Annotated in this window: 30 protein-coding genes; 20 read left to right on the forward strand and 10 right to left on the reverse strand. The window is 68.7% G+C overall.

Annotation, left to right across the window (positions count from 1 at the left end; translation table 11 throughout):
* Window positions 1-755: 755 nt before the first annotated feature.
* Entirely contained in the window at window positions 756-1355 is a 600-nt protein-coding gene (locus ACEYYA_RS03280; protein ID WP_374797549.1) for a superoxide dismutase, read from the forward strand.
* 255 nt (window positions 1356-1610) lie between these two features.
* Here ACEYYA_RS03280 and ACEYYA_RS03285 read toward each other — a convergent pair whose 3' ends face one another.
* The gene (locus ACEYYA_RS03285; protein WP_374797551.1) at window positions 1611-2384 is read right to left on the reverse strand and encodes an endo alpha-1,4 polygalactosaminidase; all 774 of its coding nucleotides are present in this window, start codon (window positions 2382-2384) and stop codon (window positions 1611-1613) included.
* Window positions 2385-2499: 115 nt separating this feature from the next.
* Between ACEYYA_RS03285 and rarD the strand changes: the two genes are divergently transcribed.
* Window positions 2500-3423 (forward strand): EamA family transporter RarD, encoded by a 924-nt coding sequence (gene rarD, locus ACEYYA_RS03290; protein WP_374797553.1) that lies wholly within the window; start codon window positions 2500-2502, stop codon window positions 3421-3423.
* Here the strand turns inward: rarD and ACEYYA_RS03295 are convergent.
* Genes ACEYYA_RS03295 through lgt form a run of 4 tightly spaced genes read right to left on the reverse strand, consistent with a single transcriptional unit; the run spans window position 3354 to window position 6704 of the window.
* Complete coding sequence (locus ACEYYA_RS03295; protein WP_374797555.1) at window positions 3354-3905, reverse strand: LOG family protein; 552 nt, start codon at window positions 3903-3905, stop codon at window positions 3354-3356. The genes rarD and ACEYYA_RS03295 overlap by 70 nt on opposite strands.
* Before the next feature lie 10 nt (window positions 3906-3915).
* Window positions 3916-4695: a peptidoglycan editing factor PgeF gene (gene pgeF, locus ACEYYA_RS03300; protein WP_374797557.1), complete on the reverse strand. Its 780-nt coding sequence runs from the start codon at window positions 4693-4695 to the stop codon at window positions 3916-3918.
* Window positions 4692-5777: a class I SAM-dependent methyltransferase gene (locus tag ACEYYA_RS03305; protein WP_374797559.1), complete on the reverse strand. Its 1086-nt coding sequence runs from the start codon at window positions 5775-5777 to the stop codon at window positions 4692-4694. Before ACEYYA_RS03305 ends, pgeF begins: the two co-directional genes overlap by 4 nt.
* 6 nt (window positions 5778-5783) lie before the next feature.
* Window positions 5784-6704: a prolipoprotein diacylglyceryl transferase gene (lgt, locus tag ACEYYA_RS03310; RefSeq protein ID WP_374797561.1), complete on the reverse strand. Its 921-nt coding sequence runs from the start codon at window positions 6702-6704 to the stop codon at window positions 5784-5786.
* Window positions 6705-6862: 158 nt separating this feature from the next.
* Between lgt and ACEYYA_RS03315 the strand changes: the two genes are divergently transcribed.
* The 5 genes from ACEYYA_RS03315 to ACEYYA_RS03335 all read left to right on the forward strand — a co-directional run bounded on the left by ACEYYA_RS03315 (window position 6863) and on the right by ACEYYA_RS03335 (window position 10796).
* A complete protein-coding gene (locus ACEYYA_RS03315) occupies window positions 6863-7162 on the forward strand; it encodes an accessory factor UbiK family protein (protein ID WP_374797563.1) in 300 nt (99 codons plus the stop codon).
* Window positions 7163-7390: 228 nt separating this feature from the next.
* Complete coding sequence (rpsD, locus tag ACEYYA_RS03320; protein ID WP_374797565.1) at window positions 7391-8011, forward strand: 30S ribosomal protein S4; 621 nt, start codon at window positions 7391-7393, stop codon at window positions 8009-8011.
* 133 nt (window positions 8012-8144) lie between these two features.
* Window positions 8145-9245, forward strand: coding sequence for a histidinol-phosphate transaminase (gene hisC, locus ACEYYA_RS03325; protein WP_374798101.1), 1101 nt, complete (start codon window positions 8145-8147; stop codon window positions 9243-9245).
* Window positions 9242-10180: a prephenate/arogenate dehydrogenase family protein gene (locus tag ACEYYA_RS03330; RefSeq protein WP_374797567.1), complete on the forward strand. Its 939-nt coding sequence runs from the start codon at window positions 9242-9244 to the stop codon at window positions 10178-10180. Before hisC ends, ACEYYA_RS03330 begins: the two co-directional genes overlap by 4 nt.
* A gap of 1 nt (window position 10181) precedes the next feature.
* On the forward strand, window positions 10182-10796 hold the full coding sequence (locus tag ACEYYA_RS03335) for an extensin-like domain-containing protein (RefSeq protein ID WP_374797569.1): 615 nt from the start codon (window positions 10182-10184) through the stop codon (window positions 10794-10796).
* Here the strand turns inward: ACEYYA_RS03335 and ACEYYA_RS03340 are convergent.
* Window positions 10784-11791 (reverse strand): DUF2125 domain-containing protein, encoded by a 1008-nt coding sequence (locus ACEYYA_RS03340; protein ID WP_374797571.1) that lies wholly within the window; start codon window positions 11789-11791, stop codon window positions 10784-10786. The two genes, ACEYYA_RS03335 and ACEYYA_RS03340, sit on opposite strands and share 13 nt — an antisense overlap.
* 93 nt (window positions 11792-11884) lie before the next feature.
* Between ACEYYA_RS03340 and ACEYYA_RS03345 the strand changes: the two genes are divergently transcribed.
* The 3 genes from ACEYYA_RS03345 (at window position 11885) to ACEYYA_RS03355 (ending at window position 15326) form a co-directional block, all read left to right on the forward strand.
* On the forward strand, window positions 11885-12436 hold the full coding sequence (locus ACEYYA_RS03345; RefSeq protein WP_374797573.1) for a gamma-glutamylcyclotransferase: 552 nt from the start codon (window positions 11885-11887) through the stop codon (window positions 12434-12436).
* 244 nt (window positions 12437-12680) lie between these two features.
* On the forward strand, window positions 12681-13871 hold the full coding sequence (locus ACEYYA_RS03350; RefSeq protein WP_374798103.1) for a biopolymer transporter ExbB: 1191 nt from the start codon (window positions 12681-12683) through the stop codon (window positions 13869-13871).
* Entirely contained in the window at window positions 13872-15326 is a 1455-nt protein-coding gene (locus ACEYYA_RS03355) for a peptidoglycan -binding protein (RefSeq protein ID WP_374797575.1), read from the forward strand. It begins immediately after the preceding gene.
* Window positions 15327-15351: 25 nt separating this feature from the next.
* Here the strand turns inward: ACEYYA_RS03355 and ACEYYA_RS03360 are convergent, their stop codons facing one another.
* Window positions 15352-16029: an NUDIX hydrolase gene (locus tag ACEYYA_RS03360; protein ID WP_374797577.1), complete on the reverse strand. Its 678-nt coding sequence runs from the start codon at window positions 16027-16029 to the stop codon at window positions 15352-15354.
* On the reverse strand, window positions 16026-16424 hold the full coding sequence (locus tag ACEYYA_RS03365; RefSeq protein ID WP_374797579.1) for a DUF983 domain-containing protein: 399 nt from the start codon (window positions 16422-16424) through the stop codon (window positions 16026-16028). Before ACEYYA_RS03365 ends, ACEYYA_RS03360 begins: the two co-directional genes overlap by 4 nt.
* A gap of 177 nt (window positions 16425-16601) precedes the next feature.
* On the opposite strand from ACEYYA_RS03365, the gene ACEYYA_RS03370 reads away from it, so the two are divergent.
* The 4 genes from ACEYYA_RS03370 to ACEYYA_RS03385 all read left to right on the forward strand — a co-directional run bounded on the left by ACEYYA_RS03370 (window position 16602) and on the right by ACEYYA_RS03385 (window position 18770).
* On the forward strand, window positions 16602-17207 hold the full coding sequence (locus tag ACEYYA_RS03370) for an EF-hand domain-containing protein (protein WP_374797581.1): 606 nt from the start codon (window positions 16602-16604) through the stop codon (window positions 17205-17207).
* A gap of 99 nt (window positions 17208-17306) precedes the next feature.
* Window positions 17307-17888 (forward strand): RNA polymerase sigma factor, encoded by a 582-nt coding sequence (locus tag ACEYYA_RS03375; protein WP_374797583.1) that lies wholly within the window; start codon window positions 17307-17309, stop codon window positions 17886-17888.
* Window positions 17878-18285, forward strand: a complete 408-nt coding sequence (locus ACEYYA_RS03380; protein ID WP_374797585.1) for a hypothetical protein — start codon at window positions 17878-17880, stop codon at window positions 18283-18285. The genes ACEYYA_RS03375 and ACEYYA_RS03380 overlap by 11 nt, the downstream gene beginning before the upstream one ends.
* Complete coding sequence (locus tag ACEYYA_RS03385) at window positions 18282-18770, forward strand: periplasmic heavy metal sensor (RefSeq protein ID WP_374797587.1); 489 nt, start codon at window positions 18282-18284, stop codon at window positions 18768-18770. Before ACEYYA_RS03380 ends, ACEYYA_RS03385 begins: the two co-directional genes overlap by 4 nt.
* Before the next feature lie 766 nt (window positions 18771-19536).
* Here the strand turns inward: ACEYYA_RS03385 and ACEYYA_RS03390 are convergent.
* Window positions 19537-20988 (reverse strand): diguanylate cyclase domain-containing protein, encoded by a 1452-nt coding sequence (locus ACEYYA_RS03390; RefSeq protein ID WP_374797589.1) that lies wholly within the window; start codon window positions 20986-20988, stop codon window positions 19537-19539.
* A 118-nt stretch (window positions 20989-21106) separates the two neighbouring features.
* On the opposite strand from ACEYYA_RS03390, the gene ACEYYA_RS03395 reads away from it, so the two are divergent.
* The 6 genes from ACEYYA_RS03395 to dacB all read left to right on the forward strand — a co-directional run bounded on the left by ACEYYA_RS03395 (window position 21107) and on the right by dacB (window position 26285).
* A complete protein-coding gene (locus ACEYYA_RS03395) occupies window positions 21107-21382 on the forward strand; it encodes a DUF3572 family protein (protein ID WP_374797592.1) in 276 nt (91 codons plus the stop codon).
* Between the two features lies 1 nt (window position 21383).
* Window positions 21384-22073, forward strand: a complete 690-nt coding sequence (locus tag ACEYYA_RS03400) for an HAD family hydrolase (RefSeq protein WP_374797594.1) — start codon at window positions 21384-21386, stop codon at window positions 22071-22073.
* Window positions 22074-22156: 83 nt separating this feature from the next.
* The gene (locus ACEYYA_RS03405) at window positions 22157-22753 is read left to right on the forward strand and encodes a heme NO-binding domain-containing protein (RefSeq protein WP_374797596.1); all 597 of its coding nucleotides are present in this window, start codon (window positions 22157-22159) and stop codon (window positions 22751-22753) included.
* Window positions 22750-23862, forward strand: coding sequence for a GGDEF domain-containing protein (locus ACEYYA_RS03410; RefSeq protein WP_374797598.1), 1113 nt, complete (start codon window positions 22750-22752; stop codon window positions 23860-23862). The genes ACEYYA_RS03405 and ACEYYA_RS03410 overlap by 4 nt, the downstream gene beginning before the upstream one ends.
* A gap of 390 nt (window positions 23863-24252) precedes the next feature.
* Window positions 24253-24852 carry a nicotinate-nucleotide adenylyltransferase gene (locus tag ACEYYA_RS03415; protein ID WP_374797600.1) on the forward strand — a complete coding sequence of 200 codons (600 nt, stop codon included), beginning with the start codon at window positions 24253-24255 and terminating at the stop codon, window positions 24850-24852.
* Window positions 24849-26285 (forward strand): D-alanyl-D-alanine carboxypeptidase/D-alanyl-D-alanine endopeptidase, encoded by a 1437-nt coding sequence (gene dacB, locus ACEYYA_RS03420; RefSeq protein WP_374797602.1) that lies wholly within the window; start codon window positions 24849-24851, stop codon window positions 26283-26285. Before ACEYYA_RS03415 ends, dacB begins: the two co-directional genes overlap by 4 nt.
* Here the strand turns inward: dacB and ACEYYA_RS03425 are convergent.
* Complete coding sequence (locus tag ACEYYA_RS03425) at window positions 26282-26710, reverse strand: tellurite resistance TerB family protein (protein ID WP_374797604.1); 429 nt, start codon at window positions 26708-26710, stop codon at window positions 26282-26284. The two genes, dacB and ACEYYA_RS03425, sit on opposite strands and share 4 nt — an antisense overlap.
* Window positions 26711-26730 lie beyond the last annotated feature (20 nt).

A 26730-nucleotide genomic window follows, 5' to 3' on the forward strand; every position in this document is an offset into this window, starting at 1 on the left:
GCCGCTTGTGACGGTCGGCCCCTGTCGCGCGCCCCAAGGTCGATGGCCCGCCTGAACGGCGATTGACACTTGCCGGCGTGTCCCCGGCTTTATCGTCGGTTGGCGTCAGCCCGCAGGCGTCGCGCCTTGATTGGGCGTGACATCGCCCCCGGCTGCGCGCCACGAGGCCGGTGGCCCGCCCGAGCGGCGATTGACGTCCGCTGGCTCGGCCCCGGTCATTCGGGTCGGTTGCCGTAAACCCCCCGTTGATATGGCGTGTCGATTGGGCGTGACGTTGCCCCCGGCCGCGCCGGGCGCGTCGGCCAGCCGCGCGCCTGGTGGTGCGTGCTGGTCACGGGTGACCTGCGCAGCCGTCATTGGCCAAGTCGGGATGTGCAGCCTTCGCGGCCCTTGTGAAACCTCAACCGCACGGGCGCAGGGCGGCCAAGGCCACGGCACCCGGACTTGCCGATGATCGGCAGAGGCCCTTCCGGGCGTCGGACCACTGGTCGCGCTTGCAAACGGGGGCGGCCCATATCGCAGCGGCGGTGCTTACGCGATGGCCCCCGGCCTCCAAGCGTGCCAGCTGACGACACGCCCAAGGGGCGGCGCGTCGGCGCTGCGTGATCGCGCGCAGGCCAGCCCAAGCCGGGCGCGCTTCGCCTCGCCTGTGTCAACCGGCTTGGAACAGAAACGGGTCACGGGGCGTTGACCTTGGACAGCGCCCGTGATCGGGTGCGCGACAGTTTTGACCGTGACCCCGAAAGGATCGACCGATGGCGTTCACCCTTCCCGACCTTCCCTATGCCCATGACGCGCTGGCCGACGCCGGCATGTCTAAAGAGACGCTGGAATATCACCACGACATCCACCACAAGGCCTATGTCGACAACCTGAACAAGCTGATCGCCGGCACCGAATGGGAAGGCAAGACGCTGGAGGAGATCGTCAAAGGCACCTACAAGGATGGCGCCGTTGCCCAGTCGGGTATCTTCAACAACGCCAGCCAGCATTGGAATCACGCCCAGTTCTGGGAGATGATGAGCCCGAAGTCGGGCAAGATGCCGGGCGATCTGGAAAAGGCGGTCGTCGAATCCTTTGGGTCGGTCGACAAGTTCAAGGAAGAATTCGCCGCCGCGGGTGCTGGTCAGTTCGGTTCGGGCTGGGCCTGGCTGGTCAAGGACAAGGACGGCGCGCTGAAGGTGACCAAGACCGAAAACGGCGTCAACCCTCTGTGCTTTGGCCAGACCGCGCTGCTGGGCTGCGATGTGTGGGAACATTCCTATTACATCGACTTCCGCAACAAGCGCCCGGCCTATCTGAGCAACTTCCTGGATAAGCTGGTAAACTGGGAAAACGTCGCCTCGCGCATGTGATACCGCGTTGGTCCTAAGTATCGGCCACGCATGAGACCCTGCGACAGCGCCCCACCGGGCGCTGTCTGCATTTCGCGGAGGCCGCCTCCCTGCATTGGCGCGACAGGGCGAGGGGAGCGCCTGTTCCCACTGGAACGTTGGTCGGCGCTGGCCACGCCATCAAACAGGTTTCCCTTCAGCCGCGTCACGACCGCTTGCCCGGCGTGGCTTTGGGCAGCGGCTCAAAGCACGGTCGTCCACTTGCCCGCTGCACGATCACGGCGGCTTAGCCGATGGGCAACCCGCGCCGCCAGCAGACAGCACCCGCGTCTTGAACACCATGGAAATCCCCGCCGCCCGCGCCCTTGCGCAGGCTGCCGCCCGATCCTGCGGCGCGACGCCGTATTCGATGGCCAGGATCGGTTTTCCGGCTTCGGCATAGGCGGCCACCTGATCGCACCAGCCATCGGTCAGGCAGTTTTCGGTGACCACAAAGTCCATCGTGTCGACCAGATCCGGGGTCAACGCGCCGATGTTCTTTTGCCCGATCCGCAGGCCCATGCCATGCGCGATGCGGGCCAGGTCACGCAGCCACAGCAGCGTATCCTGGGCGGTGACATCCAGCCCGGTGTCGTTGTCATGCACATCCTGATTGTCGGGATCGACCGCCAGAAAGCCCAGTTCGGCACATCGTCGGAGCCGCGCGGTCATCAGCGGCAGCAAGACATCGCGCTGCCGAATGTCCAGAAACACCTCATCCGGCCATTCGGCGTAGCGTTTGCCCAGCACCTGCGGAGGAAAGGCGGCGCGGTCTGCGCGGTAATCCTCGACCGTGCCGACGCTGACATAGCAGATGGGCATCACGCCGCGCGCCTTCAGCGCGGCGATCTGATCGGCAGTCACCCCGTCGGGGTCGAGGTCGAGGATCTGCACCGGCACCGACAGATCCAGCGGGCCGCTGAACTGGATGTCCCAGCTTGGCGCCGCCCGCGCGGGCAGGGCGATCAGCACCAGCAGAATCAGCAGCACATGCAGCATCGGGCCATCCATTTTCACCTGATTCCGCATAGCAGCCAAACGCGAACGATCTGTTAACACGATCCCGCGATGCACCGGCTTGCCAGCGATCCGGCGGCATGGCTTAACGCTGGGGCTGGGGGTGCGCATGACGGATACGGGCAAGGGGCTGATCGCGGTGGCCGGATCGTCGGTGATCTGGGGGCTGTTCCCGCTTTATGTCGCCATGGCCAGTCGCGCCGGGATCCCTGCAACCGAGATCGTGGCCCATCGCATCCTGTGGACGCTGGTCCTGTTCGGCGCATTCCTCGCCCTGCGCGGCCGCCTGGCCGAGCTGCGCGCCGCGCTGCGCGGGCGCAACCTGATGCTGACCTGCGTGGCGGCGGTGCTGGTGTCGGCAAACTGGTGGATCTTCATCTGGGGCGTCGGGCATGGCTACGCGGTGCAGGCCAGTGTCGGCTATTATCTGCTGCCGCTGGTCATGGCCGGCCTTGCGCGGCTGATCCTGGGCGAGCGGCTGAGCGGGACGACCTGCATCGCGCTGGCACTGGCGGGGGTGGCTGTGGCAGTGCTGACCTTGGGGCTGGGCGTCACGCCGTGGCTGGCCTTGGCTGTGGCGATCAGCTTTGGGCTTTATTCCATCGTCAAGCGACGGATCGCCGCCGGGCCGGTCGTCTCGGTCACCGGCGAGGTGGTGGTGTTGGCACCTCTCGCCCTGCTCTGGCTGTTGGCGCAGGATCAGGGGCATTTCACCGCCTCTGCCAGCCATGCGGCCATGCTGATCGGCTTCGGCGTGCTGACCGGGGTGCCGCTGATACTGTTCAGCCGCGCGGCAAAGCTGGCGCCCTTGGGGCTGGTCGGGCTGGTGTCCTATCTGAACCCGACGCTGCAATTGATCGTCGCGGCCAGCCTGCTGGGCGGGCAGGTGACGCGCTGGCACCTGATCGCGCTGGCGCTGATCTGGGCGGGGCTGACACTGGTGACAGTGCAGGCCTTGCGCGCTCAGGCCGGGGTGCGTGCGGCGCGCAACGCGGCGGCAAGAGTCGGCACGTCATCCACGGCGGTGAAATAGTCGCGCAGATCCGCCCCGGCGAAGCCCTGGGCGATCGTGTGGTCAATCAGCGCGATCAGCGGGTTCCAATAGCCCGCGACATTCAGCAGGAACACCGGCTTGTCATGCAGGCGAAGCTGGCGCCAGGTCAGCACCTCGAACAATTCGTCCAGCGATCCGGCGCCGCCCGGCAGCACCACCACCGCATCGGCATTCTTGAACATGACCTTCTTGCGTTCGTGCATGGTCTCGGTCACGACAAGGGTGGTCAGGTCGCGCTTGCCGACCTCCCACGCCATCAGATGTTCGGGGATCACGCCAAAGGTCGTGCCGCCCGCGGCCATGGCGGCGCGCGCCACGCGGCCCATCAGCCCGACATCGCCCGCCCCGTAGACCAGCCGCCAGCCGTTGTCGGCCAGCATCCGGCCGGTCGCCTCGGCAGCTTCCGCATGGGCGGGGTTGGTGCCGTCGCGGGCACCGCAATAGATGCAGACGGAAAACATCGGACCCTTTCTACAGGCGGATGGCCGAGATCAGGCGGCCGTAATCGGGTTCGCCGCGATGCGTGGCGCGGCGGTAGGAATAGAATTGGTCGGCATCGCCATAGGTGCAATGCCGCGTCCATTCGGCCTGGCCCACGCCCGCCGCGCGCAGCCGGTCAAGGCCGAAACCGGCCAGGTCGAACCAGGGCCGGTCCGAGGGGCCGCCGGAAAAGAACCGCGCGAAATCAGGGTCTTCGGCCAGGAAACGATCCATGAAATCGTCGGCCACCTCATAGGCGCGTTGGCTGATGCAGGGGCCGACGACGGCGTGGATGCGGGGGCGGGCGGCGCCCAGGGCCTCCATCGCGGTCAGGGTGTTGTCCAGAACGCCATCCAGCGCGCCGCGCCAACCGGCATGTGCCGCGCCGATCACCCCGGCCTGCGGATCGGCAAACAGCACCGGCATGCAATCGGCGGTCAGCACAGACAGCGCGACACCGGGCAGCGCGGTCACCAGCGCATCGGCGCGCGGCTTGTCGGCGGGCGGATGGGTCAGATAATCCGCGTCGATGGTGACGACATCGGCGGAATGCACCTGATGCACGCCGATCAGCCGGTCGGGTGCGACACCCATCGCCTGCGCCACCCGGTCGCGGTTCATCGTCACGCTGTCGGTTTGATCGGATGATCCATGCCCGCAGTTCAGCCCCGCGAACACGCCCGAGGAATTGCCGCCCTTGCGGGTGAAAAACCCATGCGGGATGTCGCCCAGAAGGGCAGAGGTCAGCGCATCAAGCGGCACCTGAATCATCGGATGTCCCCTGCAAGGCCCGGCGGAATGATGCCGGGGCGGTGGATCGCCAGCACCTTGAACAACTGGCCCATTTCACCCGGATGGGTCAAGCGGCGATGGGCGGCGATGTGGCTGTCGCGGGCGGTGCCGGTCAGCCTTGTGGCAAGGGCCTGGGCGCGGGCGGTGACGCCCAGCCGTTCCAGCCACAGCCCCTGCGGGACGGGGCCGGTCGCGTCGGCCCCGGCGGCGCGGGCGGCGCGGGCCAGCGGTTCAAAGGCCACATGCGCGGTCAGATCGGCAAGGCCCGGTTCAGCCAGGGGATCGACCGACTGATGGCCGCGCAGCGCCTGAAACGTGTCGCCCAGCGATTGCGCATCGCCATAGTCGATCAGCAGCGCCAGCCCGCCCTGCGCGGCGATGCGGGCGGCGATGGTGGCGGCGGCGGCCTCGGCTGCCGGGCAGATCTCGACGATCTGGCCGGGGTGGGTGTCGTCCAGCCGGTGATCGAGCGCCGCGACCGGCTGCGGCGCGGCGCGGCCAAGGGTCAGGGCGGTGCCATCGGCGGTCAGTCCGACACGGGTTTCCGCCCAGCCCGCGCCTTGCCGGGTGAACTGGCGGATGGGCAGGGCGTCCAGAAACTCATTTCCGATCAGGAACAGGGGGCCAGCTTCGGGCAGCTCGTCCAGCGCCTCGGCCCAATCGACCGCGACACCGGACAGGGCTCGCGCCTGCACCCCGCGCAGATGCGGCGATGCCTCGATCAGCCACAGCCGGGCGGCGGCGTGAAAGCCCGGCACCGCACGGGTGGCGCGCCAGGCGTCGGCCATCAGCGTCCCACGCCCCGGCCCGATCTCGACCAGCAGGAACGGGTGGGGCGATCCGGCATCCAGCCAGGCCTGGGCAAGCGCCAGCCCCACCAATTCGCCGAACATCTGGCTGATTTCCGGCGCGGTGATGAAATCGCCCGCCCGGCCAAAGGGATCGCGTGTCGCGTAATAGCCGTGCTTGGGATGCAGCAGGCAATCGGCCATGTAATCGGCAAGGCTCAGCGGCCCCTCGGCCCGGATGCGGTCGGCCAGCAGGCGGGCGAGCGGCGTCATCCTGCGTCAGGCCGTCAGTGGCCGGCGGGGGGCGGTGCCGATGAACCACAGCCCCAGCACGATCATCGGCAGCGACAGCAATTGCCCCATGGACAGGCCGAAGCCCGCAACGTCCAGCACATGCCCCAACGGGTTGTCAGGGGTGATGAACTGCGCATCGGCCTGGCGCACGAACTCGACCACGAAGCGGGCAAGGCCGTAGCCGGTCAGGAAGGTGCCCAGGATCAGGCCGGGGCGCATCAGCGCGCCCGCCCGCACCAGGATCCAGATCACAAGGCCAAGCGCCAGCCCCTCAAGCCCGGCCTCATAGAGTTGGCTGGGGTGGCGGGCGCAGGGGCTGGGAAAGCCGGGGCAGAATTGCGCGGCCTCGCCGGGGAAGATCACGCCGAAGGGGCTGGTGGTGGGGCGTCCCCACAGTTCCGCGTTGATGAAATTGGCGATGCGGCCGAAGAACAGCCCCGCCGGGGTGGCGACGGCAAGTGCGTCGGCCAGCCGCAGCCGGTCGATGCCGTGCCGCCCGGCGAACCAGAACGCCGCCAGCACGACGCCCAGGAAACCGCCGTGAAAGGACATGCCGCCCTGCCACACCTTCACGATGTCCAGCGGGTTCGCCAGGTAATAATCGCGGTTGTAGAACAGCACGAAGCCCAGCCGCCCGCCGATCACCACGCCCAGCACCACGGCGGTCAGCAATTCCTCGACCTGCGCCGGGGTCATCGGCGCACGACCGCCCCACAGGGCCGGGCGGCGCATCAGCGTGGTGATGATCCACCAGCCCAGCAACAGCCCGGCGATATAGGCCAGGGCATACCACCGCAGCGAGAACTCGAACCCCGCGATGGGCAGGGTGAAGATCTCGGGGCGGATGTCGGGAAAGGCGATGCCGGCGGCGGTGACGGTGCTGGCTTGGGCAAGGGCGGCGATCATCGGACGGTCCTGTCAGGGCGGGATGTGCGCTTGCGGGATGGCGCGGGCCGGGGGCGAAGTCAACCTTGCAGGGGTGGGGCGGGGCGCCCATATAGGGCGAAAGTGATGGGTCAGTCTGGCCACAGGCGGGCGTGACCCGAACCATCAAGGAAGCCGCGATGCAGACCCCGAACAAGTTTTTCGACGACATGTCCAAGCTGATGACCAATGCCATGGGCGTGGCCCAGGGCGCCCGCGACGAGGCCGGTAACGCCGTCAAGGGCTGGTTCGACCGCTGGCTGGCCGAACGCAATCTTGTCACCCGTGACGAGTTCGACGCGGTGCGCGAAATGGCCGTGAAAGCGCGCGAGGAAAACGCCGCCTTGTTGGCGCGCATCGCCGTGCTTGAGGCAGGTGGAGCCACCGCCGCCGCCAAGCCCGCGCGCAAGAAGGCTGCGAAGGCCGACGACAAGGCCTGATCCGGGCCGTCGTTGGGGGCGGCTGGCTGCCCCCATTGCGCCTTGGCGCAGCCAAGCCGCGCGCCCGCGGATATTTGGGCCAAGAAGCAAGGGGGGCGGTGTTGACTCTGGTCCCCCGCTGGCTATAAGCGCGGCTTCCATTGGTGTTGGTGGACCCCGCAAGGGGAAGCCTGTCGCCCCATCCGGGGAAAGGACAACGCCCTTCACATCGTCAGAAGGAGATCAGCGATGACCAAACGCACCGCTGCCAAGTACAAAATCGACCGCCGCATGGGCGAAAACATCTGGGGTCGCGGCAAGTCGCCCGTCAACAAGCGTGAATACGGCCCCGGCCAGCACGGCCAGCGCCGCAAGAACAAGCTGTCGGACTTTGGCACCCAGCTGCGCGCCAAGCAGAAGCTGAAGGGCTATTACGGCGATCTGACCGAAAAGCAGTTCCGCCGCATCTATGCAGAGGCCGAGCGTCTGCGCGGCGATACCGGCGAGATGCTGGTTGGTCTGCTGGAGCGTCGTCTGGATGCCGTGGTCTATCGCGCCAAGTTCGTGCCGACCATCTTTGCCGCGCGCCAGTTCGTGAACCACGGCCATGTCACCGTGAACGGTCAGCGCGTGAACATCGCCTCCTACCGCGTCAAGGAAGGCGACGTGATCGCCGTTCGTGACAAGTCGCGCCAGCTGGCCATCGTGCTGGAAGCCGTCGCCCTGACCGAGCGTGACGTGCCGGATTACCTGGAAGTCGACCACAACAAGATGACCGCGACCTTCGTGCGCACCCCGGCCCTGGGCGACGTGCCCTATGCGGTGGTGATGGAACCGAACCTGGTCGTCGAATACTACGCGAAGAACTGATCTTCGCCGCATCGTTTCGGGAAAGGCCGCGCCGCAGGGTGCGGCCTTTTTCATTGCCGCGCCGGTGGCGACGGCGGGCCTTTCGCTTGGCGGGCCGACCCGCTAGAACGGCCCGGTCAGCGGAGTGACCGACATGAACGAAGCCAGCCGTCCCGAGATCGTCCCCCAGCCCGGTATCCTTGACATCGAGCTGTACCAGGGTGGCGCGGCGCATGTGGCGGGGCGCAGCGATGCAATCAAGCTGTCGTCGAACGAGAACCCCTTTGGCGCCAGCGATGCCGCGCGCGAAGCCTTTGGTCGCGCGGTTCACAGCCTGCATCGCTATCCCTCGACCGATCACGCGCGGCTGCGTCAGGCCATCGGCGAGGTGCATGGCCTTGATCCCGACCGCATCATCTGCGGCGTCGGCAGCGATGAGATCATCCACTTTCTGTGCCAGGCCTATGCCGGGCCGGGGGATGAGGTGCTGTTCACCGAACACGGCTTTCTGATGTATCGCGTCAGTGCCCATGCCGCCGGGGCGACCCCGGTGCAGGTGGCCGAACGCGACCGCACCACCGATGTCGATGCGCTGCTGGCGGCGGCGACGGATCGCACGCGGCTGGTGTTCATCGCCAATCCCAACAACCCGACCGGCACGATGATCTGCGCCGCCGAGATGGCGCGGCTGGCCGAGGGCCTGCCGCCGCAGGCCATTCTGGTGATCGACGGCGCCTATGCGGAATATGTCGAAGGCTATGATGGCGGTGCCGATCTGGCCACGCGGCTGCCGAACGTGGTGATGACGCGGACGTTTTCCAAGATCTATGGTCTGGGCGGATTGCGGGTCGGCTGGGGCTATGGCCCGCGCGCGATCATTGACGTGCTGAACCGCATTCGCGGCCCGTTCAACCTGTCCAATGCCGCGCTGGACACCGCCGAGGCCGCCGTCCGTGATCAGGATTACGTCGCCCGCTGCCGCGCCGACAATGCCCGGATGCGTGCCTGGCTGGCCGAGGCTTTGGCGGAAAAGGGCGTGCCCTCGGATACCTCATGCGCGAACTTCATCCTGGCGCGCTTTGCCGATGTGAAAGAGGCGGTGGCCTGCGACGAATACCTGAAATCCGAAGGGCTGATCGTGCGGCGGGTGGCGGGTTACAACCTGCCCAACTGCCTGCGCATCACCATCGGTGATGAGGCCAGTTGCCGCCGCGTCGCCCATGCCATCGGCCAGTTCAAGGCCGGTGCGCGATGACGGCGCCGATCTATGACCGGGTGGCGCTGATCGGGCTTGGCCTGATCGCTGGGTCGATGGCCCATGCGATGCGCGACCGGGGGCTTGCGCGCGCCATCACCGGCTATGCGCGCAGCCCCGAGACCCGCGCCACCGCGCGCGAGATCGACCTGTGCGATGTGCTCGACACCGCCGCCGAGGCTGTCGCCGGGGCCGATCTTGTGGTGCTGGCGGTGCCGGTCGGGGCGATGGGCGACGTCATGGCCGAGATCGCCCCGCATCTGAAACCGGGCGCGGTCATCACCGATGTCGGTTCGGTCAAGCAGGCGGTGATCGAGGCGGTCGGCCCGCATGTGCCGCAGGGCGTGCATTTCATCCCCGGTCACCCTTTGGCGGGGACCGAACATTCCGGGCCGCGCGCCGGGTTTGCCACGCTGTTCGTCAACCGCTGGTGGCTGCTGACCCCGACCCCCGAGGTGCCGCAACTCGAGGTCGACCGGCTGACCCGGCTGATTGCAGGCATGGGCGCGCATGTCGAAACGATGGAGGCCGACCATCACGATCTGGTGCTGTCGGTCACCAGCCATGTGCCGCACCTGATCGCCTATACGATGGTCGGCGTGGCCGACCATCTGCGCCGGGTCACCGAATCCGAGGTCATCAAGTTCTCGGCCGCCGGTTTCCGCGACTTCACCCGGATCGCCGCCAGCGACCCGGTGATGTGGCGCGACGTGTTCATGACCAACAAGGATGCGGTGCTGGACATCCTCGGCCGCTTTACCGAGGAGCTGTTCGTGCTTCAGCGGGCCATCCGCATGGGCGATGGTTCGCATCTTCACGATTATTTCACGCGCACCCGCGCCATCCGCCGTGGCATCATCGAAGCCGGGCAGGATACCGCCGCGCCAGATTTTGGCCGGTCGGGCAAGGCCGGGCAAACGGCGGAAAAGGACTGACATGCGCAAGATCTGGTTTCTGGCAGGGATGCTGGCGGCGATTGGGGCCTGCGGCTTTGGCGGGCGGCATGTCGGCACCGGCGCGCCGGCGATCGGCAATGGCATCTGCGGCACCCGCAGCGTGATCGGTGAACGCATCGCCCCGATCCAGCAGGGGGCCTGTGGGATCGCCAACCCGGTGCGCATCACCTCGGTCGCGGGGGTGCGCCTGTCGCAGCCCGCCACGCTGGATTGCCAGACCGTCCGCGCGCTGGAGCAATGGACCGTCGACACCGCCATCCCCGCCGTGGGCGGCAGCCGGGGCGGGCTGGCAGAGCTGACGGTCGCGGCCTCCTACGCCTGCCGGGGGCGCAACCGGCAGGCGGGGGCGCGGATGTCGGAACATGGGTTGGGCAAGGCCATCGATATTTCCGGCTTTGTCACCGGCGACGGCACCCGCGTCACGGTGGAAGGCGACTGGGGCTTTTTCGGGCGCGCGGCGCGGGTGTTGAAGCAGATGCGCGGCGGCGCCTGCGGCACCTTCGGCACGGTGCTGGGGCCAGGTTCGGATGCCTATCACCACGACCATCTGCATCTCGACGTCGCGCAATATCGCAGCGGGCCTTACTGCAAGTGATCCGCAACCCAGAACTGCGGGGCCGGTCCCAGCGGTAGCGGGCCGAGGCTGGCGCGGCCATTGGCCAGGATCAACGGCAGATCAAGGCGCGGCGGGCCGCCCTCGGGCGGCGTCGTCTCAAGCCGGGTCAGGGCGTTTTCGACGGTCGGCAAAAGCTGCGGGCGCACCGCGCCGCTGGCGCTGAGCAACGGCAGCAGCGCCCGCCAGCCGGTCAGGCGCAGCATCACCCGGCCCTCGGCCTGGCCCTGGGCGTCGGCGGCGATCCGCCCTTCGGCGCTGACGCTTAGCGGACCCCATTCCAGCCGCGCCGCCATCAGTTCGACGGCCATCAGCCGCAGCGGCGCGCCATTGCCCGCCTGCCGGTCAAGCGGCCGGTCCAGATGCAGCCGCGCCACGCCATCCAGCGAGGACACCGCCGCGGGCAGGCTGGCATCCGGCAGCAGCGCCGTCAACGCCGGGGGCAGGGTGACATCGCGCAGGGCCAGCGTCAGATCAGAGACGGGCTCGCCCCGGCCCTGGGTCAGGTCCGCGTCGATCTGGGCGGCCTGCGCCAGTGGCTGATCGGCCCCGCCCAGCCGGATCGCCTGCCCATGCAGCGCGACGCGGCGCAGCCGCAGGTCGGGGCGTGGGGCCAGGGTCAGATCGGCGCGCATCGCTTCGGCCCGCAGCGGGATCGCGGCGCCGCCGAGCATGATCACCTGATCGCGCGGCAGATTCAGCCGCGCCCGTGCGGGCAGGCTGACCGAGACGTCCGCCGTGGGCGCCGTCCAGACCCAGGTGCCATTCGGATCGGTCAGAACGGGGCGATCCAGCCGCAGGTGCAGCGGGCCGGGAAAGCCAGTGCCCTGCACGTCCGCCGCACTCAGCACGCTGTCCGGCGCGGTCAGGGCGGCCCGCAGACCGCGTTCGGCCAGCGTCGCCGCCGCCAGCCACAGCCCGGCGGCCAGCACCGCCAGCAGGCTGATCAGGATCGTCAATCGGCGCAACAGTCGCATGGGCGTTTCCAGCTTTTCCTTGGATGCCGCCCCTTTTACACAGGCCGGGGTAGGGCTGCCAGTGACAGTCCAAAGGTGACGAGGGGTGCGATCATGACGCTGCGACCGGATGGCGATCTGTGGATCTTCGGCTATGGCTCGCTGATCTGGGATCCGGGTTTTGACCCGGCAGAGCGGGTGCTGGCGCGGCTATCGGGCTGGCGGCGGTCGTTTTGCCTGTCGTCCTGGGTGCATCGCGGCAGGCCCGAAGCGCCGGGGCTGGTGCTGGCGCTGGATGCCGACCGGGCGGCGGTCTGCGACGGCGTGGCCTTTCGCGCCCCCAAGGATCAGGCCGATGGCATTCTGGAGGCGCTGAGGGCGCGCGAACTGGTGACCTCGGCCTATCTGGAACGCTGGCTGCCGGTCGATCTGGCCGATGGGCGACGGCTGACGGCGGTGACCTATGTCATTGATCCGGCACATGAACAATATCAGGGTGGGCTGCCCCTGGACGATCAGGCGCGGATCATTGCCCAGGCGGTCGGCGGGCGCGGGCCGAATGCGGATTATCTGTATAACACCGCCGCGCATTTGGGCGATCTGGGGCTGGCCGATCCGCAGATGGACGATCTTTGCGCCCGCGTCCGCGCTCTGCGGCCAGCCTGACCCGACCTTTGGCGCGGGTCACGCTACGGGCTTGGCAAGCGCCGGGCGGCCTGCCATGCTGCCCACGCTGCGGCGGCCCGACCCGCGCGGCGCATGAACAGCCGCGAAGGAACAGGCCGCGATGACCCGCGCTGACGACCCGAGTGTTTCAGACCCGCCCGCCAGCAACACCGCCAGCGACACTGTCAACCCGAACCGTCTGACGGCCGACCCGCGCCCACTGCCGGGGGCTGCCGATCTGCGCATGTCATTCTCGCAGCCGCTGCGGCAGGTCACGATGATGCTGGTCGTGCTGGGGCTGGTCGTCGCCGGCGGATGGGCGGCCTATGCCCGCATCTATCCGATCTTTCAGGCAAATCCCTGGTTGAACGGGGCGATCCTGGCGGTGTTCGTGCTGGGCGTGCTGGCCTGTTTCTGGCAGGTCGCGCAACTGATGACGTCGGTCCGCTGGATCGAAAGTTTCGCCCGCCAACGCCGCGGCGGGGCCAAGGCCGCGACCGGGCAGGCGCCGCCGATGCTGGCGCCGCTGGCCGCGCTTTTGGGCGAACGGCGGGCGATGGCGATTTCCTCCAGCGCGTCGGCCTCGATCCTGGACAGCGTGGCCACCCGCATCGACGAGGCCCGCGATATCACCCGCTATCTGTCCAACCTGCTGATCTTCCTGGGGCTTCTCGGCACGTTCTACGGGCTGGCGACGACCGTTCCGGCGGTCGTCGATACCATCCGCGCGCTTAAGCCGCAGGACGGCCAGTCGGGGATGGAGGTGTTCGACCAGTTGATGACCGGGCTTGAGGCGCAGTTGGGCGGCATGGGCACCGCGTTCTCATCCTCGCTGCTGGGTCTGGCGGGGTCGCTGGTGGTGGGGCTGCTGGAACTGTTCGTGACCCACGGCCAGAACCGCTTCTACCGCGAGCTTGAGGAATGGATGACCTCCTTCACCAAGCTGTCGGTTGCGGGCGAGGGCGGTGAGGCGCTGGACCATGCCACCATCGTCGGCGTGCTGGATCAGATGGCCCTGCAAATGGAGGCCTTGCAGGATTACTACGCCCATGCCGAGGTCGGCCGTTCCACGCTTGAATCGCGGCTGGGCGAGATGGCGCAGGGGCTGGACCGGCTGACGCATCGGCTGGATCAGGGCGCCGAACAGGGGGCCGCGGCGCCCGCGCTTCTGACCCGCATCGCCGAGGCGCAAGAGCGCCTGACCGATGTCATCGACCTGCAACAGCGCAGCCCGGCCGCCCTGCCCGAAGATGCCGAAAGCCGGATGCGGCTGCGGTCGATCGACGTGCAATTGTTGCGTCTGGTCGAGGAACTGGCAGCGGGCCGGCAAGAGACAAGCCAGGAAATGCGCAGCGAGATCAGGCAGTTGACGCTGGCGCTGCGGGCGCTTGGCCGGGCCGCAGGCGCGCCGATGCCCGGCGACCGGGAGGGCTAGATGGCACTGGGTCGGCGCGGCGCCGGGCGGCTGCACACGAATATCTGGCCGGGCTTTGTCGACGCCTTGGCCACGCTGCTGATGGTGCTGACCTTTGTGCTGACGATCTTCACCGTCGTGCAATCGGTTCTGCGTGACCGCATCACCGCGCAGGACAGCCAGCTTGACCGGCTGACGCGCGACATTGCCGGGCTGTCGGATGCGCTGTCGGTTGAAAAGGATCAGACGGCCAGCCTGACCTCGGAACTGACCGCCAGCCAGCAGGCCGCTGCCGACCGTGCCGCCGAGGCCGCCCGCCTGGCCGAGGCCCTGCGCGCGCAGGAGGCCGCCTTGACCGGGGCGCGCAGCGAAATCGACGCCGCCGCCGAGGCCGCGCGTCTGGCCGCCGCCCGGCGCGAGGCGCTGGAGGCGCTGGTGGCCGATTTGCAAGCCAAGGGTCAAGCAGGCGCGGCAGAACTGGCGCAGGTGCAGACCCGCCTGTCGGATGCCGAGGCCGCGCGCCTGGCCGATGCCGCCGCCGCCGAGGCGTTGCGGCAGAAGCTCGCCGGTGCGGAAACCGAACTGACCGCGATGACCCTATCGCTTGAGGAAAGCCGCAAGCGCGCCGAGGAGACGCTGACCCTGTTGGCTGCCGCAGAAGCGGCCAAAGCCAGGATCGAGGCCGACGCAGCCGCCAAAGCGGGCGAGGTGGATCAGAAAGCCGCGCTGCTGGCCGCTGCCGAGGCCGCGATCGCCCAGGAAAAGGCGCTGACCGCCGATGAGGCGCGCAAGGTGGCGCTGCTGAACGCCCAGATCGCCGATCTGCGCGGCAAACTGGCCACGGTGCAGTCGGCGCTGGATCTGAAAACCGAAGCCGAGGCCGCGCAGGCACTTGAAGTGCAGGATCTGGGGCAGCGGCTGAATGCGGCGCTGCTGGCCAAGACCCAGGCCGAAACCGCCCGCGCCGCGCTGGAGGAGGCGGCGCGCAAGAAGGCCGAGGCCGAAGCGCGCGATCTGGCCCGCTATCGGTCCGAGTTCTTTGGGCGGCTGTCGCAGATCCTGGCCGGGCGGCCGGGCGTCAAGGTGGTGGGTGACCGCTTCGTGTTCGATTCCAACGTGCTGTTCCAGCCGGGCGCCGCCGATCTGTCGCCCGCCGGGCGCGATCAGGTGGCGCAGGTCGCGCAGATGCTGACCGAGGTATCGGCCACCATCCCGCCCGAAATCGACTGGGTGATCCGCGTCGACGGCCACACCGATGACCAGCCCTTGTCCGGCCTGGGCCGTTATCGCGATAACTGGGAGCTGAGCCAGGCCCGCGCCTTGGCTGTCGTGCGCTATCTGACGCAGGATCTGGGCTTTCCGGCCGACCGGCTGGCGGCGACAGGCTTTGGCGACACGCGCCCCGCGCAGCCCAACTCCAGCCCCAAGGCGCGCGCCGCGAACCGCCGGATCGAGTTGAAGCTGACCGAGCGGTAAAGCCCGATTTCGTCAATCGTTGGGCCTAAATGATATGGCGAAATACCGATTGAGGCCCGGAATTGTCAAAGAAGGGCACGAAGTCCGGGCAGGTCAGCGGGCCGGTTCCGGCGGCATTGACCTGGGCTGCGACCTCGGCCAGGACGACCTCGGTGATGAACGGCAGGTTCAGGGCGCGGGCCTGATCCAGCGGCACCCAATGCAGATGCGAGAGTTCATCACAGGCGCGGCTGAAATCCTCGGGGTCGCCGTGCAGCGCAGCGGCATCGGCCAGAAAGAACCGCGCGTCAAAGCGGCGCGGACGGCCGGGCGGGGTGATGGCGCGGAACACAAAGCGCAGGGCGCTGGCGTCGGGGATCAGGCCGCGTTCGGCAAAATCGTGCCAGTCGTCGGGCGGCGTGGTGGGCCAGGTGCCGGGGCGACCCAGGGCCAGGCCGGTTTCCTCATGCAATTCGCGGATCGCGGCGGCGGCCAGGGTGGCGGGGCCGGGCGCCCCGGTCAGGCGCGCCGCGCAGGCGTCGGGCAGGGGCGCGGCCAGCGGCACATCGGCATCACCCGCATCGACCGCCCCGCCCGGAAACACGAATTTCGACGGCATGAAGGCCGCACCCGCGCCGCGCTGCCCCATCAGCACGGCGCCGCCCGCGACATCGCGGCGGACCAGCAGGATGGTGGCAGCGTCACGGATCGGGATATCGGTCATGCGGGGTCGCGCCCGGGGCTGGTGTCAAAGCCATGCATCCGTTTGGCCCATTGATAGCCGACCATCGCCCCCTTCAGCCGCGGCAGCAGATAGAGCGACAGCACAACGCAGCCCACGGTGAACACCCCCGCCAGCACCAGGGGTTGCGGCCGAAAGGTGACAAAGGCCCACAGGATCAGGGGCGCCATCAGATGCCCGACGATCAGGATCGTCAGATAGGCCGGCCCGTCATCGGCACGGTGGTGATGCAGCGCTGTGTCGCAATCGGGGCAGTGATCGCGCACCCCCAGATAGCCCTGCATCAGCGCGCCGGTCCCGCAGGCCGGGCAGCGGCGCGACCATCCACGGCGCAGCGCGGGGCCAAGCGGGCGATCGGTGGGTTCGGTTTGCGTCATTCGGCGTCTCCCTTTGTGGTGACTATCGCGGCAAATCCCTGCCGGGGAAAGGGGGATGCGGTCGCGCTTTCGTGAAAGGTCGTGACCGACAGCGCCGACGGAAGGCCCCGCCCGCGGCGTTTGTCAGGCATCACGGGCGGCATGGCTGCCCAGGGTCAAGAGTTGAAAGGGAATACGATGAAACTGACGATGAAACATGGTCTGATGGGTGCGGCGGTCGTGGCGGCACTGGGGCTTGCCTCGGTTCCGGCGCTGGCCAAGGGCGGCATGGACCGGATGATGCCCGATTTCGCCACGCTGGATGCCAATGGCGACGGCAAGATCACCGCGGATGAAATGGTCGCGGCCCATAACGCCCGGATCGCGGCGCTGGACACCGACAAGGACGGCTTCATCACTGTCGAGGAGCTGATGGCCAAATGGACCACCGCCGGGATTCCCGCCGACAAGGCCGCCCGCATGACCGATCGGATGACCGAGCGTCTGGCCAAGATGGACACCGACAAGGATGGCCGCGTCAGCGTTGCCGAGATGCAGGCCGCCCATGATCCGGCGCGTGCCGCCAAGATGATCAAGCGGATGGACTCCGATGGTGACGGTGCCGTCAGCCAGGCCGAGTTCGACGCCGCCAAGGCCAAGATGGCCGAGCGGGGTAAGCGCGGCAAAGGGGGGCATCACGGCAAGGGTGGCCACCATGGTCCGCGCGGTGGGCAGGCCCCGGCGGTTCCCTCGGATCTGGCGCCGCCGCCGGCAGTGATGCAGCCGCCGGCAGCGATGCAGTAAACGACCGCGCGCCCGGCCCTGACCTGGGGCCGGGCGCTTGCGGGGCGACCCCTTTCGCGGTAGCCCCGGATCAATGGGAACCCGCGCGGAAACTGTCTTTTGGATGCCACGCCGCTGAATAACGCCCCGGATGAGGCGCTGATGCTGCTGTTCGCGCGCGGTGATCGTGACGCGGCGCGGCATCTGACGGCGCGGCTGGCGCCGGTCGCGCTGCGGGTGGCGCAGCGCCTGTTGCGCGATCCCGCCGAGGCCGAGGATGTCGCGCAAGAGGCGATGCTGCGGTTGTGGCGGATCGCGCCGGAATGGCGCAATGGCGAGGCGCGCGTCAGCACCTGGCTTTATCGTGTGGTCAGCAATCTGGCGACCGATCGCCTGCGCAAGCGCCGCGCGCTGCCGCTGGAGGACGCGCCCGAGCCGGTCTCGACCGCACCGGGGCCGGGCGAAGCGATGGACCAGGCAGCCCGCGCCGCCGCCCTGCAAGCTGCGCTGGATCTGCTGCCCGTGCGGCAGCGTCAGGCGGTGGTGCTGCGCCATCTTGAGGGCCTGCCCAACCCCGAGATCGCCGAGATCATGGGGATCGGGGTCGAGGCGGTGGAAAGTCTTGTAGCGCGCGGCAAGCGCGGATTGGTGGCGGCTTTGGCTGGACGGCGGGCCGAGATCGGATATGGCGATGACGACTGACAGATTGCACCCCCAGGACGAAGCTGCGCTGGCGGCGCTGTTCGACGATCTGCGCGACCAGACCCCGGCCGCGCCAAAGGCTTACCTTCGCCGCGTGATGGCGGATGCCGATGCCATCCTTGCCCAGCCGGCGCCGGTGCCTGCACGCCGGGCGGCCGACGGTGGCGGCTGGCGCGCTTGGCTGCGCGCGCCCTTCGGGCAGGCGGCGGGCGGGCTGGTGACGGCGGCCGTCATCGGCTTCGGCATCGGTCTGTCGGGCGCGATCAGCGGCGCAAGCTGGCTGGGGCAGGCCGCGCCGCTGCTGTTTGAAACCGAATCCGACACCGCCTTGACGCTGCTGCCCGAGGCCGACAGCTTTGTCATTGCCCTGTCCGAGGACGCCGAGGTGACACCATGACCCAGACCCCGCCCCGGACCAGGGCCCGCGCGCCGCTGTGGATGCGGCTGGCGCTGATTGTGTCGCTGGCGGTGAACTTGCTGGTGGCGGGGATCGTCGTCGGCGGGCTGACTGGCCGCCTGCACCACCCGCCGCCGCCGCTGGGTGAGGTCAACCTGGGCGCCTTTACCCCGGCGCTGACCGATGACGATCGCAAGGCGATCCGCGAGCGTGCCGCGCATGAGGGGCTGAGCATGCGCGAGGTGATGCGGACGGCCCGCGCCGAGCAGGCGGCGCTGATTGCCGCGCTGCGTGCCGAACCCTGGGACCGCGAGGCGATCGTCGGGCTGCTTGGCCAAATCCGGTCCCGCGCCGCTGCGCGGCTGGATCTGGGCAGCCGCCTGGTGCTGGAGCGACTGGATTCCATGTCGCCGGGCGAGCGCAAGGCCCTTGCCGATCGCATGGAGGCCGCCGCCGAACGCCACAAGGATCGCAAGCGCCGTTAGTCTGCGGGCGGCGATGAACGCAGCGATGGAGGTCACCCTAGGCAGGCGCAAAACGGGCCGGATACCCGATGGGGCGCTTGTCGCGGCCTTCGGCCCTGACGTGCCATTCGTTGCGGGGCGCGCGAAGCACCAGCAGGCAAGGCGTGCTTGAGCATCGAAACAGACCGACCGCGCGGTGCCCGGTTTCGGGACATCGGGTCTGCGTGACAGCGCGCGCAGGGATGCCATGCGGGGGTGTTGGCAGTTTTGCCACCACATGACGATTGAAGCACCGGTCAAAGCTGGCGTCCCCTCAACGCGACCCGTCACCCGTGCGGCGAGCCTGCCACGGTCCATGTGGCGTCGCGATGTTCGGTGCATGGGGCCGGCTGGGGAATCCGACCACAGCGTGTCTGGCCTCACACGGTTGCGCGATCTGCGGGGGCGATCTGGCGCGGCCGATCATGGCAATCGCCAGGACGACCGATAGCCGCACCGGGTCGGCAAGGGGTCTTGCGCTGCGGCGGCCTCGCTACCCCTGGTGTCTGCATCATCTTGACGCGCGTGCACTGCGTCACATGACTTCGGCGCGCGGTCAGCGGCGTGATAAACGGTGCTTCGTCGCGGCAGACGCCGGGGAGCCGCATTCGCATCCATCTGCATGGTGCCAGGTCAGCCGCTGGGTCCGGCTGCCGTCGCCATGTCCAGGTCATCGCGCGACGCCAGCATCGCCCATGCCGCAAGATGCTGACCGACCCGGTGACGGCCTCGATCCAACGTTTTCCAGTTAACCAAAAGCGCGCACCCTGTCTTCATGCGCTGGAACGGCAGGCGGGCGGGGTGCCACAGGCTCGGGCGCGCGTAGCACCGCCAGGGTGACACGGTTCCGCCCGGCGGCCTTGGAGGCCAGCAGCGCGCGATCGGCCCGGTTCAGGACAGTGGTGCCATCCTCACCCGGTTGGCCGATGGCGACGCCGACCGAGGCCGTCAACTGCACCGTCGCGGGCAGGCCGGGCCCGGCACTGGATGGAATGCGCAGCGCTGCCGCCGCCAGATCGTCGCGCATCGCCTGGGCCAGGGCCACTGCATCGGCGCGGTCGCAGCGCGGCAGCAGGGCCACGAACTCCTCACCGCCAAGACGTGCCATCAGCGCGCCGCGCGGCACGAGGCGCGACAGGCAGTCGGCGCTGCCCGCCAGCACGGCGTCGCCCGCCGCATGGCCGAAGCTGTCATTGATCGTCTTGAAGCGGTCGAGGTCGATCACCAGCACCGCGTAGGGATGACCGATGGCCGCCGCCTCGGCCGCGATACGGGCCAGCTGCGCCTGCGCCACGCGGCGATTGGCAAGCCCGGTCAGCGGGTCGGTTACCGCGTCGCGCAACTGCGCCGCCAGCCGGTCGCGGCTGGCCTGATCGGCGGCACGGCGGCGCAGGCAGGCGCGCAGCCGCGCCTCGACCTCATCCAACGTGGCGGGGCTGGCGAGGTCGGGCCACAGCACCTCATCGGCGCCGCGATCCAGCGCATCCGCCGCGACCTGGGCCGATGCGGTGACAATGCAGATCGCCGCATCGCGCGTGCCGGGGCGGGCGCGCAGATCCGCCATCAGCCGCAGCCCGTCGCCCGGCTGGGCGAGGTCGGCGGCAATCAGATAGACATCGGCCACCGCATCCGAACCGGCCTCCAGCAGAGCCGTCTCGGCCGATGTGATGCGAGGCACCGCCGACATGCGCCCGGTCAGTGCGTGTTTCCAGCTGACCGCCTGCGCCCGGTCGCCCCAGATCAGCGTGACCTGCGCGGGGCGCGGCGGGGCCTCATACGGAGCGGCGCCTTCGGCCAGGCCAACCGGTTCCAGCGCCTGGCTGGGCGTGCCTTGCAGCCGTTCCCGCATCAGCTGCCGCAGCCGGGCGAGCAGGCGCCCCTCATCCACCGGGCGCGACAGGGCATCGATGGCCCCCGCCCGGATCGCCTGGGCACGCAGCGCCGCGGCCTCGGCCCCGGTCAGGGCGATCACCGGCAGACCCGCCGTTGCCGCATCCTGCGCCAGCCGCGCCAGTGCCCCCAGACCCGAGGCCGAGCCAAGCCCCAGCAGGATCACATCGGGCCGGATCATCCGCGCAGCCTCGATCCCGTCGGCAAGGCTGGCCACCGACATCACCTGATAACAGGCTTTGACCAGCCGGACCTTCAGCACGATGCGGTTGGTTGCAACGTCGTCGATAATCAGAATGGTTCCGCTCACCCTTGGCCCCCTTGTCGCGGCTTTACTTGGCGCGCCGCTTTGGCCATCCTGCGTGACGAATGGTTAAGAAGTGGTTTCCAAAACCACATGTGCGGCAGGAAAAGGTTTCGACATCGCGATGAAAAAGGACGAGGCCGAGGTTAGGGCCCTTGCCGTGCTGGGCTGGCTTGCGGGGGATGAGGCACTGATGTCGGCCTTTCTGGCGCAATCGGGTATGGCGCCGGGCGATCTGGCGCAGGTGGCGGGCGATGCGGGTTTCCTGGCCGCCGTGATGGATTTCGTGCTGGCCGAGGACGCCCGCGTGCTGGGTGCCGCCGAGGCGCTGGAAACGCGGCCTGACGGAATCGCCGCCATCGCCCGCGCCCTGTCCGGCGACCTGCCGCATTGGACCTGACATGCGCGGCCTGATCTTCGATAAGGACGGCACATTGTTCGACTTTGCCCGCAGTTGGGGGCAGTGGGCCGCGCGTGTGCTGACCGGCCTGGCCGATGGCGACCACAGCCGCGCGATCGCGCTTGGCGACCTGATCGGTTATGACCTGGTGGCGGGTCGGTTCGATCCGGCAAGCCCGGTGATCGCAGGCACGGCGGGCCAGATCGCCGCGCTGCTGCGTCCGGCTTTGCCGGGGTGGGATCAGGCCAGCCTGGTCGCGCGTCTGAACGCCGAGGCCGCACGCTGCGATATGGCGCCCGCAGTGTCGCTGGTTCCGCTGATGGCGCGGCTGCGTGCGCGTGGCCTGCGGATCGGCCTGATGACCAACGACAGTGAGGTGCCCGCCCGTGCGCATCTGGCGGCAGCGGGGATCGTGGCGGATTTCGACCCGATTCTGGGCGCCGATAGTGGCCATGGCGCCAAGCCTTCGGCTGCGCCTTTGCTGGAATGCGCTCGGCAATGGGGCCTTGAGCCGGCCCGGATCGCGATGGTGGGCGACAGTCTGCATGACCTGGCCGCCGGTCGCGCCGCGGGAATGGTGACAGTAGGGGTGTTGACCGGGATGGCGGGTGCGGATGAACTGGCGCCGATGGCCGATGTGGTGCTGGCCGATATTGGCGGGATCGAAGGCTGGCTGGACAGTCGGTCCTGAAAGATTTTGCCTGGCGGCAGCTTTTCTTTGGGGTTTGTTAAGGATTGGCCCCTAGCCTGCGATCAACTGAGGGCGGAATCGGAATGCACGGGCTGATCAACCGGTCGATCGAATTGTTCCTGACCGAAACCTATGGCGCGCCGCTGTGGGACCGGGTTGCGCAACGTTTCGGCATCCGTGGGTTTGAGCCGATGTTGCAGTATGACGACGCGCTGACGCTGGACCTGATCGACGGTGCCGCCGCGGCCCTGAACAAGCCGCGCGCCATGGTGCTTGAGGATCTGGGCGGATTTCTGGTCGGGCTTGAACCTTTGCGGCGGCTGTTGCGGTTCGGCGGCACCGATTTTGTCGACTTTCTGATGTCGCTGGATGATTTGCAGGGCCGCAGCCGGATGGCCCTGCCGGACCTTGGGCTGCCGCGCCTGACGGTGGAAGAGACGGCGCCGGGCACGTTTGCCGTGCTGGTCGACTCGGCGCAGGCGGGCTGGGGGGCTGTGCTCGCGGGGCTGCTGCGCGCGATGGCCGATGATTATGGGGCGCTGGTGCTTGTGGCCGACCCGGTGACGCTGAGCACAAGCGACGAGAGCATGTCCGAGACGGTGGAGGTCGTGATGGCTGACAGCCGTCACAGCCTGGGGCGGCGCTTTGATCTGTCACAAGCGCGGGCAGCACGGTCATGATGCGGGTATTTAGCGTGCAGGTGCCGCCGTCCGAGGACAAGGTCGAGGCCGACCACCACGGCGGCACCACGCTGGATCGACTGATGCCGCTGTTTTTGTGGGCGGATCATCAGGGCATCGTGCGCCATGCCGGGCCGACCATGCGGCGGCTCTGTGCTGACCAGCCGCTGATCGGCGCGCCGTTCTGGGACGTTTTCGAATCGCCCCGCCGCCCACAGCAAGAGGCGGCGGACTTGCCAGCCTTGCACGGGTTGACGCTGCACCTGCGCCTGCGCCGCCGGCCCGATACCGTGCTTCGCGCCCTGCTTCAGCCCGCCATGTGGTGCGACACTGGCATGGGGCCGACTCTGGCCGTGCCCGACCCGTCGCGGGATGCCGCCGCCCAGGGCAGTCTGGCCAATTTCTCGTTCGGGATTGACCTGGCGGATGCGGTCCTCCGCCATGGGCTGACCAGCGCCGATTTCGCACCAACCGATCTGGCGCTGGAATTGCTGTATCTGCATGAAGCCAAGACCGTCGTCATGCATGAGTTGCAGGCGCTCAATACCCGGCTTGAGGACGCCCGCCAGACGGCCGAGGCGCAGGCGCTGGCCGATCCGCTGACCGGCCTGACCAATCGGCGTGGCCTGGAACTGGCGCTGTCGGCGGCCATTTCGTCGATGGCGGCGGGCGGCCCCCCCTTTGCCTTGGCGCATATCGATCTGGATAGGTTCAAGCAGGTCAACGACACCGAGGGCCATGCCGCAGGCGATCGGGTGCTGATCCGTGTCGCGCAAATCCTGCGCGAGGGGGTGCGGCGCAGCGACCTGGCCGCCCGGGTTGGCGGAGATGAGTTCATCTTGCTCTTGCGCGATCTGACCGATGTCGCCACCCTGCGGGACTTCGGCGCGCGATTGATCGCCGGGATAGAACGACCGATCCGCCTGGATGAGGGGGGCGGGGAACCCAAATCAGTCACGATTTCCGCCAGCATCGGCATCGCCATCCCCTCGGCGCGGCACCCACCCGACCTTGATCGGCTGATGTCGATGGCCGATGGCGCGCTTTACGCATCGAAGCGCCGCGGCCGCGCGCGCTGCACCATTCGGCAGATGACGGCGGAGGGTTGAAGAGGCCTGTTCGCGCCAGGAACGGGGCGGTGCGGATCTGCCGAGCGGCCTGGGTGAAGGCGCGGCCAAATGCGTGGCGGCAGTCGGCGCGGGCCGCCGCGGATGGGGGAGTGGCGCGACCCGCAGGGCGCAGGAGGTGTGCTCGCGCCGTTTGGTGCGGCGCGCTGCCGGGCAACGCGGACGTCGGTCTGCCGCCGCTGCCGAAGGCAGAGGCGCGCCCTTGGCTGCGCCACAGCAGGATGGCGGCCCCACTTTCGCCCCTGCCAAAGGCCGCGCACAACGCGCCATACCGTCCCCGCGCCGCCGCCCCCGGCCACTCGCGCGCAGCCCCCCGCGCGCGGCCGCATCGTGAATATTGCGCGCCGTCGCCGCGAACCCTAGACAGGGCGCATGCGTGTCGGGTTTCCCCTCGCCCCGCCGGGGCTGCGTGTCGGGTTGCTGGGCGGGTCGTTCGATCCGCCCCATGCCGGACATGTCCAGATCACGCTTGAGGCGTTGCGCCGCTTTGGCATTGATCGGGTCTGGTGGTTGGTCTCGCCCGGAAATCCGCTGAAGGCGCGGAGCCCGGCGCCGCTGGCCGACCGCATCGCTGCCGCGCAGGCGATCATGCGCCACCCCCGCGTCACCATCACCGGGATCGAGGCCGACCTGCGCACCCGTTTCACCGCCGATACGATCGCAAAGCTGCGGGCGATATATCCCGGCGTACGCTTCACCTGGCTGATGGGCGCGGACAACCTGGTGGGCTTTCATCGCTGGGACGACTGGCAGGACATCCTGCGCATGGTGCCGGTCGGCGTGCTGGCGCGGCCCGGATCGACCCTGACCGCGCCGTTTTCACGCACGGCGCGGCGCTTTGCGCGCGCGCGCCTGCCTGAGCAGGCGGCGACGTTGCTGGGGCGCGCCGAACCGCCGGCATGGTGTCTGGTGCATATGCCGTTGAACAACCTGTCATCGACGGCCATCCGCGCCGGGCTGGTCCGGCCATGATCGCGCGCCGCGTCTTTCTGGCCGGGATCGGCGCGGTGCTGGCGGGACCGGCACTGGCGCAGCGCCGCCCGGCGGCCAATCCGCGCCGGGTCGCAGGGCCGGGCGATGCGGCGGCGCGGGCGATTGCGGCCTCGGGCCTTGGCGGAGAGGTGGCCTTCGTTCTGGCTGATGCAGCGACCGGCGCGGTGATTGCCGCGCGCGGGGCCGACCGCCCGCTGCCGCCTGCCAGCACGATGAAGGCGCTGACCGCGATCTATGCCATGGGGCGGCTGGGGGGTGAGGCGCGCCTGCGCACCCGGCTGATCGCCACCGGGCCGGTCGTCGCGGGCCGGATCGAGGGCGATCTGATCCTGGCCGGGGGCGGCGATCCGGTGTTGGACAGCGACGATCTGGCGGCGCTTGCAGCCGATCTGGCAGCGGCCGGGGTGCGCGGCGTGACCGGGCGTTTCCTGACCTGGGACGGTGCCTTGCCTGCGCGCGACCAGATCGCGCCAGGCCAGCCCGTCCATGCCAGCTATGACCCCGCGATTTCGGGGCTGATGCTGAACTTCAATCGCGTGCACCTGGAATGGCGGCGGGTGAATGGGGACTACAACCTGTCTCTGGACGCGCGGGCCGAGGCGCATGTGCCCGCCGCGCGCACGGTCACGGCGCGGGTCGCGCCCCGTGACCTGCCGCTGTTCACCTATGATGGGGCGGGCCCGGTCGAGGGCTGGACAGTGGCAAGATCGGCCCTGGGCCGGGGCGGGGCGCGGTGGCTGCCGGTGCGCCGACCAGCGGCCTATGCGGGGGATGTGTTCCGCAGCCTGGCGCAGGCGCAGGGGGTCACGCTGCCGGTTTCGGCGCCCGCGCCCGTCTTGCATGATGGGGCCGAGATCGCGGGCCATGACAGCCCGCCCCTGCACGAGATGCTGGCCGGGATGCTGCGGTATTCGACCAATCTGACGGCCGAGGCCCTGGGCCTGGCGGCCAGCGGCGCGTCGGACCAGTCGGCTTCGGCGGCGGCGATGCGGGCCTGGCTGTGGCATCACGCACCGCTTGGCCCGGCGGAACTGACCGATCATTCGGGCCTGGGGCCGCAGTCCTGGATCACCGCGGCGGGCATGGCGCAGGCGCTTGCCCTTGCGGGTCCGGGCGCGGGATTGCCGGGCCTGCTGCACGACCATCCTCTGCCACGGGCGGTGGGCGCGCGGGACCGGCTGCCCGGCGTCACGGTGCGGGCCAAGACCGGCACACTGAACTTTGTGTCGAACCTGGTCGGCTTTCTGACCCCGCAGGGCAGGGCGCCGATGGTGTTCGTTATCCTGACCGCCGACATGGACCGCCGCGCCGCGGTGATGGGATCGCCGCTGGACCTGCCCGCAGGGGTCGAGGCCTGGACGCGGAGGTCAAAGGCCTTGCAGGATGAGCTGCTGCGGATCTGGGCGGGCTAAAGCGTCATGTGGCGCACCCGCGCGCCGCGCTCGATCGCGGCGGCATGCAGGCGGTCGATGGTCAGTTCGTGCCGGATTTCCTGCAACATCCGCAATTCGCCATCCAGCGCCCGGCCATCCGCCGCCGAGACATCGCAGGCCAGGGCATAGGCGGTTTCAAACAACCGTTCGGGAAGCGAGTCGCGGATCAGCCCGAACAGGGCATCGAGGCCGTCCTCTTCCTCGAACAGCGACATTACGGTTTGCGCCACCGCCCGCAGCCGGTCGATGTCATAGCGCGCAAAGACCGGCGCATGGTTGATCGTGCGTTCGATCGCCACCAGCTCCGAGGTGCGCAGCGCCCCGTCCGAAGCCGAGACCGCGACCATCAGCGCAACCAGCGCATCCTGGGGCGACAGCGAGGGCAGTTCCATCGTCACGGGCATCACCTTTCGTGCATCTGCCC

It is taken from the genome of Paracoccus zhouxuedongae, assembly GCF_041927815.1.
Classification (GTDB): Bacteria; Pseudomonadota; Alphaproteobacteria; order Rhodobacterales; family Rhodobacteraceae; genus Paracoccus.

Bases quoted from the DNA above. Each gene is read 5' to 3' on its own strand.
- ACEYYA_RS03280 (WP_374797549.1), top strand. From the start codon at position 756: ATGGCGTTCACCCTTCCCGACCTTCCCTATGCCCATGACGCGCTGGCC.
- ACEYYA_RS03285 (WP_374797551.1), bottom strand. From the start codon at position 2,384: ATGGATGGCCCGATGCTGCATGTGCTGCTGATTCTGCTGGTGCTGATC.
- rarD (WP_374797553.1), top strand. From the start codon at position 2,500: ATGACGGATACGGGCAAGGGGCTGATCGCGGTGGCCGGATCGTCGGTG.
- ACEYYA_RS03295 (WP_374797555.1), bottom strand. From the start codon at position 3,905: ATGTTTTCCGTCTGCATCTATTGCGGTGCCCGCGACGGCACCAACCCC.
- pgeF (WP_374797557.1), bottom strand. From the start codon at position 4,695: ATGATTCAGGTGCCGCTTGATGCGCTGACCTCTGCCCTTCTGGGCGAC.
- ACEYYA_RS03305 (WP_374797559.1), bottom strand. From the start codon at position 5,777: ATGACGCCGCTCGCCCGCCTGCTGGCCGACCGCATCCGGGCCGAGGGG.
- lgt (WP_374797561.1), bottom strand. From the start codon at position 6,704: ATGATCGCCGCCCTTGCCCAAGCCAGCACCGTCACCGCCGCCGGCATC.
- ACEYYA_RS03315 (WP_374797563.1), top strand. From the start codon at position 6,863: ATGCAGACCCCGAACAAGTTTTTCGACGACATGTCCAAGCTGATGACC.
- rpsD (WP_374797565.1), top strand. From the start codon at position 7,391: ATGACCAAACGCACCGCTGCCAAGTACAAAATCGACCGCCGCATGGGC.
- hisC (WP_374798101.1), top strand. From the start codon at position 8,145: ATGAACGAAGCCAGCCGTCCCGAGATCGTCCCCCAGCCCGGTATCCTT.
- ACEYYA_RS03330 (WP_374797567.1), top strand. From the start codon at position 9,242: ATGACGGCGCCGATCTATGACCGGGTGGCGCTGATCGGGCTTGGCCTG.
- ACEYYA_RS03335 (WP_374797569.1), top strand. From the start codon at position 10,182: ATGCGCAAGATCTGGTTTCTGGCAGGGATGCTGGCGGCGATTGGGGCC.
- ACEYYA_RS03340 (WP_374797571.1), bottom strand. From the start codon at position 11,791: ATGCGACTGTTGCGCCGATTGACGATCCTGATCAGCCTGCTGGCGGTG.
- ACEYYA_RS03345 (WP_374797573.1), top strand. From the start codon at position 11,885: ATGACGCTGCGACCGGATGGCGATCTGTGGATCTTCGGCTATGGCTCG.
- ACEYYA_RS03350 (WP_374798103.1), top strand. From the start codon at position 12,681: ATGTCATTCTCGCAGCCGCTGCGGCAGGTCACGATGATGCTGGTCGTG.
- ACEYYA_RS03355 (WP_374797575.1), top strand. From the start codon at position 13,872: ATGGCACTGGGTCGGCGCGGCGCCGGGCGGCTGCACACGAATATCTGG.
- ACEYYA_RS03360 (WP_374797577.1), bottom strand. From the start codon at position 16,029: ATGACCGATATCCCGATCCGTGACGCTGCCACCATCCTGCTGGTCCGC.
- ACEYYA_RS03365 (WP_374797579.1), bottom strand. From the start codon at position 16,424: ATGACGCAAACCGAACCCACCGATCGCCCGCTTGGCCCCGCGCTGCGC.
- ACEYYA_RS03370 (WP_374797581.1), top strand. From the start codon at position 16,602: ATGAAACTGACGATGAAACATGGTCTGATGGGTGCGGCGGTCGTGGCG.
- ACEYYA_RS03380 (WP_374797585.1), top strand. From the start codon at position 17,878: ATGACGACTGACAGATTGCACCCCCAGGACGAAGCTGCGCTGGCGGCG.
- ACEYYA_RS03385 (WP_374797587.1), top strand. From the start codon at position 18,282: ATGACCCAGACCCCGCCCCGGACCAGGGCCCGCGCGCCGCTGTGGATG.
- ACEYYA_RS03395 (WP_374797592.1), top strand. From the start codon at position 21,107: ATGAAAAAGGACGAGGCCGAGGTTAGGGCCCTTGCCGTGCTGGGCTGG.
- ACEYYA_RS03400 (WP_374797594.1), top strand. From the start codon at position 21,384: ATGCGCGGCCTGATCTTCGATAAGGACGGCACATTGTTCGACTTTGCC.
- ACEYYA_RS03405 (WP_374797596.1), top strand. From the start codon at position 22,157: ATGCACGGGCTGATCAACCGGTCGATCGAATTGTTCCTGACCGAAACC.
- ACEYYA_RS03410 (WP_374797598.1), top strand. From the start codon at position 22,750: ATGATGCGGGTATTTAGCGTGCAGGTGCCGCCGTCCGAGGACAAGGTC.
- ACEYYA_RS03415 (WP_374797600.1), top strand. From the start codon at position 24,253: ATGCGTGTCGGGTTTCCCCTCGCCCCGCCGGGGCTGCGTGTCGGGTTG.
- dacB (WP_374797602.1), top strand. From the start codon at position 24,849: ATGATCGCGCGCCGCGTCTTTCTGGCCGGGATCGGCGCGGTGCTGGCG.
- ACEYYA_RS03425 (WP_374797604.1), bottom strand. From the start codon at position 26,710: ATGCCCGTGACGATGGAACTGCCCTCGCTGTCGCCCCAGGATGCGCTG.